Raw genomic sequence first — 11,501 nt, 5'->3', positions numbered from 1 at the left:
GTAGACGCCGGATCAACACCCTTGAAGCCCAGGGCTTGAAGGTCAAGCTCTTCGACAAAAGCGTCGACGACTCGCACCGGGTTGTCTTCGCCGATATAGTCATCAAGACATTCCGGCAACAACGCGACCTGCTGTCGGTCTTCGCCTTCGATGAATCGCTTCATGCGCCACCTCGCTCTGACGGGTTGGCAGATTTTATTTGGAGTGAGGAGATCAACGAAGTGTTTTCACACAACCTCGGCCGGTAGCCGCCTCGCGACTATTCTGACGTTTCGGCCCATTTTTTCGCGGACCCGACAACTGGCTTCGAATCCTCGATGACGCTACCGGGCTTCGATGCTGGCGGTGGCGTCAGCTGTTCAATGACTCGAATGCGGCGAACAACAAGCTCGTCAATCTCCAGCCGGCGGATTCGAGCCCGGCCCACAAAGAGCCGACCGATAGACAAGGCCCCGATGGCCAGGGCACCGAAGGCCGCGGCGCCAATCAGGATGGAGCCCAACGCGGCCGTACCGATGGCGTGCGCGCCCGTTGCGGCCGCCGGCGAGGCACGTGCGGACTTTGATGGCATCAAGTGCATTGAAACTCCTGGCGGAACCGTGAGTCTTTAGGGGCAGCAATCATGTGTCCGCTCCTAGCCGCATCCTGCCACAGACCACGTCCTATCGAAGGCGGTAGCCACCTGGGTTCTCTGCCTCCTCGTCTCGCCTGGTCGGATAGAACGGCTTTTTCTCGTCGAGTTCGTAGAAAAGCTGGCCATGGATTCCCATCGCCTGGGCTTTGACTACTCGTCGCGTCCACAGCGCCTCGAACGCGCTGTTGAGAGCTGCGTCGTCTACCCCGCTCCCGTAGACCTCGTCGATGAACGCGATGTCCTGGCCACTGGGAAAGATGAGCGCGAACTCCTCGTCAGTGGCCGCGAAGATGTCATACACGCAGTTCACTGCGCCGTCGATGACCTGAATGTTCTTCATGAAAGCTCGTGGCGGGGGTCGACATCGGAGGTCTGCTGTTGGCCGACAACTGACGGCTATGACGATTTCGTACGAAAGTCGCCGAGGCGGAGCAAAGTATTGGTCTTCAGATAGGCCTCCACCTCCCGAATGGAGCTGAATACCATCACCTCAGCGGCCTCGCCAAGCTTCGCAGAGTCCACGAGCGTGAGTTCCAGTGCGTCGCCAACCTCACGAAGTTGCGCTTGAACCCTTCGAGGGTTCAGGCCATTGGTATTTATCTCGGCAGAAAGCTCGCCGCATGACACAGCGGTCTGCGCGCTCTGTCGGGTCCTCTGTATGCGTGTGCGCACGCTTGCTGCCGCGATGGAGCCGAAAACCGCACCCACTGCCACGAGAAAGATTATCCAGCCATAAGTAGGTTTGTGGCCGTGCCGCGTTGTCATGAACTCCAGAATCGCACCAACCATTCGTATCCTTCAGACATTTGATGGGCTCGGGATGCTTCGAGCCGCCTAGACGAGGCTAAGAGCCAGCTGTCCCCACATTGCCGGGTAGGTGTGATGAGTCGTCGGCATTCGCCGACCGCAGCGTGATTCCGCATGCCCACATGGCGCCCTTGGTGCAAAGCTAGAAAGCCTTCACGTACTTCCGCTCGTGGCCGCAAGGTGCCGGACGCTGTCGAAAGATTTAGCCGCACGCATTGGTGCGAGGCGGTGCGTCGGGAATCATGTTCTCTCTTTGAGATGTGACCACGCCCAGCCGAACAGCGTGGCGACCAGGAATGGATAGGCGAAGAACGGCAACGGTGCCGACAAGGGCGTGAGTTGGCGTCCGGCAAAGATTTCCATTGCCACGAGCGCGAACAACGCCGACGCGATGAACCCGACCGCCCTGACCAGCTTGGGCATGATGTTGGGCGCGCTGATGAGTGCGAGCGAAGCAGCCCACAAGCCGGCCCCGCTCCCAAAAGAAGGAATACTGGCAATCGGCTCCATGGCAGCGCCAGAGAGAATCAGGCTTTCGCCGATGGCGAAGACCAGGAATCCGGCAGCCATCAGGTCGCGTCCACGCCGGAAGTGATGAATGGTCAGCAACGCAGTCGCGACAACGAGGGCCACGCCATCGAGGCCCCAAGCCAGTCCGCGAAGCGATGCAGACGAGACGAACGTGCCAGCCAATCCGAGGACGGCGCCTACGACGAGCCCAGTGGACGCAATGATTCGCAGCGGCATGTGGTTCATGGTGCCTACAAGTTTGGAAAGGGCTGTCGCTCTGCGCCTGATTGTTGATGCTCGGCGGGTTAGTGCACACCCGCTTCGCGGAAGCAATCCCGCAATTCGCCCGCGGGTGTTGTAAGTCAGCCGCGAACGTCGATTCCTGGCCCCGTTCTGACGGCGCGTTGGCCTTCCTTGCCATCAGGCCGCGAAGATGAACGTCCGGTTGTGGCCGCATTCTGCCCGACGCGCACCGACGTCAGCGGGCCCATCACAGTCTTTCGGCTTCGTCCCAAGCATGTCCGCATTGCGAGTGCGGATTCAACCGGTCGATGCAATCCCTCGGGCGCGGGACCTTCTTCGGGACACTGCCGGCGAAGATGGAAGCGCTCCCCGAGCCTCTTTCCCCGACTTGAAGCGGCATTATCTAGCTGATGCACTGGAGGCCTCCCGGGCGCTCTGCCACGCTCGGGACATGCCGAAGAACCGCGACTACACCCTCGCACAGGACATCACGCGACGCCAGCGCTCGCCCAATCCGCACGATTCGCGGCGGCGTTGAGTATGATCCTATCGTGCAGCGCGCCGCCGCGATCATCGGTTCCGCGATCTTCCTGGTCATCGCTCCGGGCACGCTCGCCGTGTACGTCCCTTGGTACCTCACGCACTGGCACTTCGCGCCTCCGCTATTCCCGATCGCGCGCGTGCTCGGCGCCGCCCTGATCGTCGCCGGGTTGCCCATCTTGCTCGATTCGTTCGCTCGCTTCGCGTTGCAGGGCCTCGGCACACCGGCGCCCGTGATGCCTCCCAAGCGCCTCGTCGTCACCGGGCTCTATCGCTACGTCCGCAATCCGATGTACGTCGCAGTCACGGCGTTGATCGCCGGCCAGGGCCTCCTGTTCGGGAGCGTCACGGTGCTGGAGTACAGCGCGATCGTGTGGGCCGGATTCTTCTTGTTCGTTGTCGCCTACGAAGAGCCTGCGCTGGGCGAGCAGTTCGGCGACGAGTACAAGCGCTACCGGGCGAACGTGAGGCGATGGTTACCACGCATCACGCCTTGGCGCGGGTAGGTGGTAAGAACGCTGTCATCGCTGCCGCCGTCTGCAGTATGTCCCCCTGCCGTCAAGCCATTGGCATGCCCGGCGCTTTTGTGTCGCTCGGGTAGGTGAAGTAGAGCACTCGGGGTCACACCAACGCTTCATGGTCTCGAAGATCGATATGGCTGCTTGCCTTCATACACCGGACCTTGCTCGAAGACGGGCGAGCGACCGGTCATGGCCGTTCTCGGGCTTTGGCCGCATTCTGCCTTGAGCCGGGCGCGCTCGTCAGCCGTTTGAGGCGCCATCCCTCGCCCCAATGGCCGGCGCCCGAACATAGTAGTTGTCCCACTCGGTCTCTTCGACCAGCTCAAAACCATGTCGCTAGTCAAGCGCCATCTTCCGGTACTCAGCCAACGTCGTGCCGTGGAATTGGCCCACTGGAATGAGCTTGTCGCCCAAGGCCGGAAAGCGAGCGTGAATGTTCGCTTGTTCGCGGGCCCAGCATCCGCGATAAGTTCCCCCATCCCACGTCGTAAGGTAGCAAACCCGATGCAGCTCAGGGCAGTCGTCTTGCGCATCGGTCAATTGCAACATTTGGAAGAGCGTCCCGTTCGCCACAAATATGACGCTTGGCTGCAAGTCGCAGCCGAGAACGATGGTGCAACCGACGGCTACTGCCACGACTGAAGACGCTTTCATGACGCCCCCTGACGCTCTTGGGTAAGGATTGATTGAGCGCTTTAGTATTACTTTGGTCAACCCTCGAATTGAGGGGACCACGCTGCCGGCGATAGTGATGGTCGGAAACGTTCGCTCACTGTGTCGCAGGGGCAAAGGCGCCGCGTCACGCAACGGCTGAGAGGGCGGGAAGGGGTGATGGCGCGAGATGCAAGCCCGAGACTTGCCAGGCGGTGGCCAGGTCCGCCCGGCGCGAAGCGGGACAGCAGTGGAGGAATAGCCGCCGGTCGGACTTGCTTGCGCCCTCTCGCAATCACCCTGGCGGGAAACGCGGAGCCCTGGACGAAAACGACGGGTTCCTCGTCGAGCACAGGACGCAGGGGCTCCTAGAGGGAGCTCAGTCCGCCACTACTTCTTCTTCAGCGTGAATTCGCGACCGCCGAAGGTGCCAGTGAGCGTGCCGGCATCGACCGCCTTCATGGAAATCCTCGAATCAGTGCAGCCCGCGAGGACCTTCGAGCACCCTATATCTCGAAGCCGCACCAAAAACGAACGGGCCGCGGAGCGGCCCGTTCGTTTCATCTCTTCGGCCGAAGCAGGCCAATGGCGTTGTCAGCTCGCGGATGCAGCCGTCTCCGGCGTGGCGGAGGTCAACACCGGCGCCGTAGCGTTCGTGGGCTTGCGCGGGCTGCGGGCCTTGGCGGCAGCTTGCGACTTAGTCGCCCTGGCGGCGGCCTCCTCGGTGGCCTTCGCAGCAGCCTTTGCAGCCTTGGGGGCGGCCGCTGCCTTCTTTGCCGGCGCAGCCTTCTTCGAAGGAGCGCTCTTCTTTGGTGCAGCCTTCTTCGCGGCCGGCTTTTCAGCCTTGGCTTCGGGAGCTGCGACAGAAGCGGGAGCAACCTTCCTGGCACGGCTCGACGTCTTCACCGGAGCTGCAACTGTGCGGGCCTTACGGACTGCCTTTTTCGCCACTGTAGCGGCAGGGGCCACGGCCTTTTCGACCGAAGGTGCGGCAACGATGCCAGATTGGTCGATGAGGAACTTGTCACGGTTGCGAGCCGTGGCAATCCACCCGGGAGCTTTGCCGAAGCCCGTCCATGTCTTGCCCGTCTTTGGGTGGCGGTACTTGGGAACGCCTGCGCCCTTGCGCACTGCTTTTCCACCGCCGAGGACCTTGCCAGTGGCTACTTTCAATGCTTTGGCGCCACGGCCAAAGAGGTGTTCGACGGTCAGGCCAAACGTGGCAATCGACTCCTTGATTTGCGCAACCACCTTTGTCGTCTCAGTTTCACGGAGCGCAGCCGCTTCTTTTTCGAGTTTGGCGATGGCGGATTTGAGTTGCGCGTAGGACTTCGTCATTGAGTTTGGGAGTTTTGAAGTTGGGGGAGTTCGTCGCTTGGCGTCATGGACGTTGGCGACAAGGGCGTCTGAACTTTGATGAATCGATGAAAAAACTTCTTCTCTTCAACTGCGCGCCACCCCGGATTTTACCCACCGGCGAACCGGCAGGCCTCTGCACACTCACATGGAACCACCACAACTGTCGCAAACGGAATGTTCTTGGAGTGCGCCGCGCGATGGCAGACGGCTTCTAGATACAGCGAGCCTGGACAAACTGCGCACATCGACCATTGAGGCCTTTGCGCTGTCGATTCAGTCAATCTGGGAACGCCATCTTCGCGACTACCACGCAGCCAGCGCGCGTGAGTTGCGCCACTGAGACTTGTCCTCCCGACGGAAGGCTCAAGACCTGGGCAGATGCTCAGAAGAGAGCTTGCTGTGAGGTTGTCAGGGCCATGAAATTCTCCCCCATCGGCTGGAGGATGGCGTCGGCAATCGGCTGCAGCTGCTTGCTCAGGTAGTGCTCGTAGTCGATGCGGGAATGGCGCGTTTCCAGCGGCTCCGGCCCGTTTTGAGTCATGACGTATCGAATCCAGCCACCTTTCTGATACTGCTTGGGTCGCTTGACCCGACCGTTGTACTCGTCGGCGATGCGTGCGGCGCGGACCTGCGGCGGCACGTTGACCAGGTAGGCATCGAGTTGATGACGCAAGCGCTTCCTGTAGATGAGAAGGTCATCCATCCGGCCAGCCAGCATCGACTGCGCATAGTCGGTCACGAACTCCTTGTAAGGGTCGCCGTGGAAGATGCGCGAAAGCAGACCCTCCTGGAACTGGCGCGCCAACGGGGTCCAGTCGCTGCGGGCCATCTCCAAGCCGCGGTAGACCATCTCCTCCTTGCCCGTAGCGTCCACGCTCAGGCCTGCGTAGCGCTTCTTGCTGCCCACGTCCGAGCCACGAATGGTGGGCATGAAGAACTTCTTGTAGTGGGTGTCGAACTCGATTTCGAGGAAGTTCTCCAGCCCGTGCTCCTCGCGGAGGGTGCGCGTCCACCAGTCGTTGATGTCTCTCACCAGGTCCGCCGCGATGGCGTGCGCTTGCTCGATGGTGTGGGTGCGCCTGAGCCAGATGAAAATCGAGTCGGTGTCACCATAGATGGCCTCGTAACCCCGGTTCTCCACGAATTCGCGCGTGAGCTTCATCATCTCGTGCCCACGCAACGTGACGGCAGAGACGACCTGGGGATTGAAGAAGCGGCAGTCGGCCGCACCCAGCACTCCGGCGAAGGAGTTCATGAGCAGCTTCAAGGCTTGCGACAGCGACTCGTTCCTGGCCAGCTTGGCCTCGTCCCGAGCCCGCCAGAGGGTGGTCACGATTTCCGGCAGGCAATGCTTCTCGCGCGAGAACGAGGTCCCTCGCGGACCCTTGATGACCATTGCCGGGTCGCTGGCGTTCGAGCCTTCCACAAAGCCCACAGGGTCGACCAGGAACGTTCGAATGATCGAGGGGTAGAGGCTCTTGTAATCCAGGACCACGACGGAATCGTAGAACCCTGGCTTCGAGTCCATCACGTACCCGCCAGGAAAGGCCTTGCTCGGAATCTCGCCCACGTTGGGCGCCACGTAGCCCAGGCGATGCATCCGCGGCAGATAGTGGTGGCTGAACGCGGCAATGGAGCCACCGAAGTGATCGGCCTGCAGGCCCGTGGTGTGGGCGCGTTCCATCATGAACTCCAGCAGCCTCGCCTTGTCGAAGATGCGCAGAACCAGCTCGCAGTCCCGGATGTTGTAGAGCGCGAGCGCGGGCTTGTCTTCCTGGTACCGCCGCTCGATCTCGGCCATCTTGTCGTACTCGTCGCCAATGGCCTTGCCCTCGCCCAGCAGTTCCTGTGAAACGGCCTCCAGGCTGAAGGAAGGAAAACTCCTCGACGCGGCTTTGAGTGCCTCGATGCCGTCGATGACCACCCGGCCGGGCACGGCCGCGAACAGATAGCCCTGCTTTCCCGGATGGGTCCGCCAATCGATGGGCCGACGCTCTCGCCCGAGAAGGAACTTCGCCCCACACGCGTCGGCTGCCTTCTGAAGCACTCGCAGGTCGAACTGAATGACGCTCCATCCGATGATGACATCCGGGTCGTTCCTCTCGAACCAGTCGTTGAGCCTCTCGAGCATGGCCTTGCGGGTTGGGCAATAGATGAGCGAGAAATTCATCGGCTCCCCCGGCTCAGGGGGTGGCTCGCCCAGCATGAAGACAACACGGTCTTCCTTGCCGTCCAGCGCAATGGAATAGAGCTCCTCGTCCTGGCTCGTCTCGATGTCCAGCGACACCACTTTCAGCACCGGCCGGAAATGGGGCGCAGGCTTGAGCTTGCAGTCGACGATGGTAGAGCCGTCTGCCCTCCCCCCCTCCACCAGCACGCCAGCCGTGATGAATCGCTCCATCAGGTAGCGGTCGTGCGGGCGCACGTCGGCTTCGAGCAGGGGAATGCCCTGTGGCCGGAGAGCGCGTGCCAGCTGACCCAGTTGGCGGAAGTGCCTCGCATACACACCAACGACAGGTTCCTGATGGAATGTCTTCAACTCGAGCTCACGCACTTGCACCGCTGGCATGGCGGCAAGGTGCGCTTCGACGGCCGCCCTGTGCTTCGATTCGACGAACGCGACAGAGGTCTGGGCGGTCAGGACCACTTTCATCGGCCCCGCATCTGTTGCCAGCCAGTACTCGATTTCGGTGCCGGCCGTGACGTCACGCCAGCGGCGAGTGAGGATGAAGCCCTTGAGTTCGGTGGGGAGCACGAGCGCTTAAGGAATCGGGTGGCAAAGGAAGGCGGGCTTGCGCATAACCGATTTTCGCCCGGTTGGGGCCGCGCGAGCGAGGCGATCCGCCACAATGCACGCATGCGAACCCCGGACCTGCGGAGTCGCCTTCTGGCCATCCTGGCCGCGGACGCAGCAGGCTATTCGCGCCTGATGTCGCTTGACGAGCGCGGCACCGTTGCGGGACGGTGTACGGCGATGGCCGCTAGACCCAATCGACGCGCTCGCCATCAGGCGGGCCACTCCTTTGACGCTCGGCTTCGAGCAATTTCTCTGAAGACATGTTTTCTGCCGATTCCAGCCGCCGCGGCTTCCTCCTCCAATCTTCAGCGCACGGCGCCATCGCGGCGCTCGCGGCAGTGTCTGGCTTCGCGCATGCCGCCGCCGAGAAGAAAGGCAGGGCTGCGGCCCGCATGCCCACGATTTTCATTGGCCACGGTAGCCCGATGAACGCGATCCAGGACAACGAGTTCACGCGCCGAATGGTCGTGTGGGGGAAGGCCTTGCCGACCCCGACGGCCATACTCAGCGTCTCGGCGCACTGGCTCACGCAGGGGGTCACCGGCGTCGGCATCCAGGAGCGGCCAAAGACCATCCACGACTTCGGGGGCTTCCCGCAGGCCCTGTTCGATATCGAATACCCAGCGCCTGGTCACCCGGCCATCGCGCGCGTTGCTGCCGGCCTGGTGACCCAGGGCCGCGTGGTTCCCACGCAGCAATGGGGCCTGGACCACGGCACGTGGACTGTCCTCAAGTACCTCTACCCCAAGGCGAACGTACCGGTCTTCCAGCTCTCGGTCGACTACGACAAGCCGGCCTCCTTCCACTACACCGTTGGCCGCGAGCTTGCCGCGTTGCGGGACCAAGGGGTGCTCATCCTCGGCAGCGGAAACATCGTGCATAACCTGCGGGCGACAGACCGGGGCGTCCCGGACGCCCTGTCCGCGAGCCGCCCCTGGGCGCAATCTTTCGACGATGCGGTGAAGTCTGCCCTGCGAGGACGTGATGACAAGGCTCTGATCGACTTCAGCAAGCTAGAAGGCGCTTCGGTGGCCGTTGCGACGCCCGATCACTACTACCCCTTCTTGTACCCCCTGGGCGCCGCCGGCACCGGGGAGCGCGCGCAAACCATCTACGAAGGTTTCCAGTCCGGGACGCTCGGCATGCGCTGTATCCAGTTCGGATAGGGCACGGCGCCGTACCGGGGGTACTATCCCGCTTGCGCGGTCGCGCCCCCGAGCGCTGGAGTCTGTTCCGCCGCCTTCGAGCCCGACCCTGCAGTGCAGTTTCGACGACCGGAAAATGCGAGGTCCAGTTGAAATACGACGCAACGTTGGTTCAGAAGTGGCAGGACGACGGGTATGTGGTCCTCCCGCAGTTTTATTCCGAAGCAGAGACCGACGCCGCCAAAGCCGCGGTTGCGCACGCGTGGACGTACAGGCCGTCGCGCGTGGTTGTCGACGACCTCGACACGGACCAGCGCATGAAGATTGGCGACGTTGGCCAAGAGGCCCGACACAGTCATCGCTTCAAGGTCAATGACCTCTTCCTCGAGTACGAAAGCATCAGACGGTTGGCATTGAATGCCAGGATCACTCCGATCCTCAAGGCGCTTCTCGCACACACCCCGGTGCTGTGCAATTCGCTGAATTTCCTGCAGGGCAGCGCCCAAGGCGATCATGTCGACGCGCTCTACATGACGCCGCACTCCCAGGGGCACCTGATTGCCATCTGGGTGGCGCTCGAGGACTGCCACCTGGATGCAGGGCCTCTGCGCTACTACCCGGGCAGCCACAAGATCGAGCAGTACGTGTTCTCGACCGGCAGCAACCACTTCGTGTCCGAAGAGATGCCGCTATGGAGCCGTTACATGGAAGGCGAGGTCCATCGGCTCGGACTGACCGCGCAGACATTCGCAGCGAAGCAAGGCGATGTCTTCATCTGGAGCGCCCATCTGCTTCACGGCGGCAGTCCGATCGATTCGCCCGGGAAGACGCGCAACAGCATCGTGTTTCACTATTTCTCGGAACAAGACTGCCGCGTGATCGGGTCACGCATCGTGCCCAAGGCCGGAGGCTACTGGATGCACAGAATGCATCAGCCCGTCCCTGGAAAAGACGAGCTCGAAGGTCCACCGCTATCTGCGAGGTCGGCTGTATTGAGCAACTTGCTCCTGCGGCTCTATCAATACAAGCAAGGGGTGCGGAGCTCGCCAGACACCCGAACTTGAGACGATCAGCCCAATTTGTTGAACCCTGCAAAGGTGCTACCGCAAGCCGAGCGCGACCTGCCGCGCGAGGACCGGGCGCCGGCCGAGACCGCCGCCCCGCACCGCGCGTGAGCCTTATCGCTCGATGGTCTTGTTCCAGCGCGCATTCCACGCCGGCCGGTTCGCGTTGATGCTCTCCCAGTCCACCGTGATCGCCGTCTTCATGTAGCCGTTGATCGCCGCCACCTGAGCGACGCCTTCGCCCACGGCCGGCGCCTTCGGATTGGTAGGGATCTGGCTGCCGTACTGCAGCACGTTCGCCTGGGCCAGCGGGCTCAGCAGGAACTCGGCGAGCTTCTGCGCGAGTTCCGGCTCGCTGTTGTTGGCGATCACGCACTGGCCCACCATCAACACGACCGCGCCTTCCTTGGGGTTCGCGTATTCGACCGGGATGCCCTTGGTCTTCAGCGCCGCCACCGCCGTCGGCGTGAGCGGAAAAATCGCCGCTTCGCCGGTCTGCACCATCTCGGAGATCTTGGCCGAACTCGGGATGTACTCCAGCACATTCGGGCCGATCGTCGTTGGCCAGGCCTTGAAGCCGGGCTCGACGTTCTGGTCGTTGCCGCCCTGGATGCGGTTGAACATCAGGAAGCCATGCAGGCCGAAGGACGACGCCGAGACCGACTGGAACACCACCTTGCCCTTGAACTTGGGGTCGGCCAGATCCATCCACGAGGTGGGCGCAGCCCAGCCCTTCTCCTTGAACATCTTGGCGTTGTATGCCAGGCCTGTCATGCCCAGGCTCACGCCGCTGGCCATGTCGCCCTTGAAGCGCGCGGCCGGGTAGATCTCGTTGAGCGCGGCGCTCGGGCGCTGCTTCTCGCACAGCCCCATGCCGATCGCGCGGACCATCACGCCGTCGTCGAGGAACATCACGTGCATCTGCGGACGCTCCTTGTTGGCCTGCGCCTTGGCCAGAATGTCCGACGACGTGCCGGGCACCACCACGACCTTGACGTTGTTCAGCTTCTCGAAGGCCGGGAAGACGTACTGTGTGTACGCCTTCTCCATGGTGCCGCCGTTCATGCCGATGTAGATCGTCTTGGTCTGGGCGCCCGCCACGCCGCCGGCAACCAGGGCGGTGGCAGCAGCCACTGTGAAGAACGAGCGGCGCACGAGGGGCCGGAGGGCGATGCGGGCAGAGGACATGATGTTTCTTTCGTGGCGGTTGAAGGAGGGATGCAGGGGATG

The 11,501-nt window shown here is 62.2% G+C and carries 11 protein-coding genes and 1 pseudogene; 3 read left to right on the top strand and 9 right to left on the bottom strand.

Annotated elements, in window-relative coordinates; all coding sequences use genetic code 11:
• The 5 genes and pseudogenes from AC1D2O_RS35510 to AC1D2O_RS35490 all read right to left on the bottom strand — a co-directional run.
• Positions 1–164, bottom strand: a pseudogene (locus AC1D2O_RS35510) (IS5/IS1182 family transposase); the annotation flags it as partial.
• Positions 165–259: 95 nt separating this feature from the next.
• Positions 260–580, bottom strand: a complete 321-nt coding sequence (locus AC1D2O_RS35505) for a LapA family protein (RefSeq protein ID WP_477650429.1) — start codon at positions 578–580, stop codon at positions 260–262.
• Between the two features lie 82 nt (positions 581–662).
• Positions 663–974: a hypothetical protein gene (locus AC1D2O_RS35500; protein ID WP_477650428.1), complete on the bottom strand. Its 312-nt coding sequence runs from the start codon at positions 972–974 to the stop codon at positions 663–665.
• Between the two features lie 56 nt (positions 975–1,030).
• A complete protein-coding gene (locus AC1D2O_RS35495; RefSeq protein WP_477650427.1) occupies positions 1,031–1,423 on the bottom strand; it encodes a hypothetical protein in 393 nt (130 codons plus the stop codon).
• A 258-nt stretch (positions 1,424–1,681) separates the two neighbouring features.
• Positions 1,682–2,197 (bottom strand): hypothetical protein, encoded by a 516-nt coding sequence (locus tag AC1D2O_RS35490; RefSeq protein ID WP_477650426.1) that lies wholly within the window; start codon positions 2,195–2,197, stop codon positions 1,682–1,684.
• A gap of 548 nt (positions 2,198–2,745) precedes the next feature.
• Between AC1D2O_RS35490 and AC1D2O_RS35485 the strand changes: the two genes are divergently transcribed.
• Positions 2,746–3,240: a methyltransferase family protein gene (locus AC1D2O_RS35485; protein ID WP_435482150.1), complete on the top strand. Its 495-nt coding sequence runs from the start codon at positions 2,746–2,748 to the stop codon at positions 3,238–3,240.
• Positions 3,241–3,591: 351 nt separating this feature from the next.
• Here AC1D2O_RS35485 and AC1D2O_RS35480 read toward each other — a convergent pair whose 3' ends face one another.
• From AC1D2O_RS35480 to AC1D2O_RS35470, 3 genes are all read right to left on the bottom strand, one after another.
• Entirely contained in the window at positions 3,592–3,909 is a 318-nt protein-coding gene (locus AC1D2O_RS35480; RefSeq protein WP_477650425.1) for a hypothetical protein, read from the bottom strand.
• A 591-nt stretch (positions 3,910–4,500) separates the two neighbouring features.
• Positions 4,501–5,244, bottom strand: a complete 744-nt coding sequence (locus AC1D2O_RS35475; RefSeq protein WP_478158730.1) for an H-NS histone family protein — start codon at positions 5,242–5,244, stop codon at positions 4,501–4,503.
• Between the two features lie 403 nt (positions 5,245–5,647).
• On the bottom strand, positions 5,648–8,020 hold the full coding sequence (locus tag AC1D2O_RS35470; protein ID WP_478087010.1) for a DNA polymerase II: 2,373 nt from the start codon (positions 8,018–8,020) through the stop codon (positions 5,648–5,650).
• Between the two features lie 302 nt (positions 8,021–8,322).
• Here AC1D2O_RS35470 and ygiD point away from each other — a divergent pair, with 302 nt between their 5' ends.
• Both ygiD and AC1D2O_RS35460 read left to right on the top strand, forming a co-directional pair.
• Positions 8,323–9,228, top strand: coding sequence for a 4,5-DOPA-extradiol-dioxygenase (ygiD, locus tag AC1D2O_RS35465; protein ID WP_478087008.1), 906 nt, complete (start codon positions 8,323–8,325; stop codon positions 9,226–9,228).
• 128 nt (positions 9,229–9,356) lie between these two features.
• Positions 9,357–10,271: a phytanoyl-CoA dioxygenase family protein gene (locus tag AC1D2O_RS35460; RefSeq protein WP_478087007.1), complete on the top strand. Its 915-nt coding sequence runs from the start codon at positions 9,357–9,359 to the stop codon at positions 10,269–10,271.
• Between the two features lie 114 nt (positions 10,272–10,385).
• Here AC1D2O_RS35460 and AC1D2O_RS35455 read toward each other — a convergent pair whose 3' ends face one another.
• Positions 10,386–11,459, bottom strand: coding sequence for an ABC transporter substrate-binding protein (locus AC1D2O_RS35455; protein ID WP_478087005.1), 1,074 nt, complete (start codon positions 11,457–11,459; stop codon positions 10,386–10,388).
• Positions 11,460–11,501 lie beyond the last annotated feature (42 nt).

The organism is Variovorax sp. P1_G12 (assembly GCF_056405555.1).
Note: the sequence above shows the minus strand (reverse complement) of the source record. Positions and strands in the feature narration are given on the sequence as shown.

Bases quoted from the DNA above. Each gene is read 5' to 3' on its own strand.
- AC1D2O_RS35475 (WP_478158730.1), bottom strand. From the start codon at position 5,244: ATGACGAAGTCCTACGCGCAACTCAAATCCGCCATCGCCAAACTCGAA.
- AC1D2O_RS35490 (WP_477650426.1), bottom strand. From the start codon at position 2,197: ATGAACCACATGCCGCTGCGAATCATTGCGTCCACTGGGCTCGTCGTA.
- AC1D2O_RS35500 (WP_477650428.1), bottom strand. From the start codon at position 974: ATGAAGAACATTCAGGTCATCGACGGCGCAGTGAACTGCGTGTATGAC.
- ygiD (WP_478087008.1), top strand. From the start codon at position 8,323: ATGTTTTCTGCCGATTCCAGCCGCCGCGGCTTCCTCCTCCAATCTTCA.
- AC1D2O_RS35455 (WP_478087005.1), bottom strand. From the start codon at position 11,459: ATGTCCTCTGCCCGCATCGCCCTCCGGCCCCTCGTGCGCCGCTCGTTC.
- AC1D2O_RS35505 (WP_477650429.1), bottom strand. From the start codon at position 580: ATGCACTTGATGCCATCAAAGTCCGCACGTGCCTCGCCGGCGGCCGCA.
- AC1D2O_RS35495 (WP_477650427.1), bottom strand. From the start codon at position 1,423: ATGGTTGGTGCGATTCTGGAGTTCATGACAACGCGGCACGGCCACAAA.
- AC1D2O_RS35480 (WP_477650425.1), bottom strand. From the start codon at position 3,909: ATGAAAGCGTCTTCAGTCGTGGCAGTAGCCGTCGGTTGCACCATCGTT.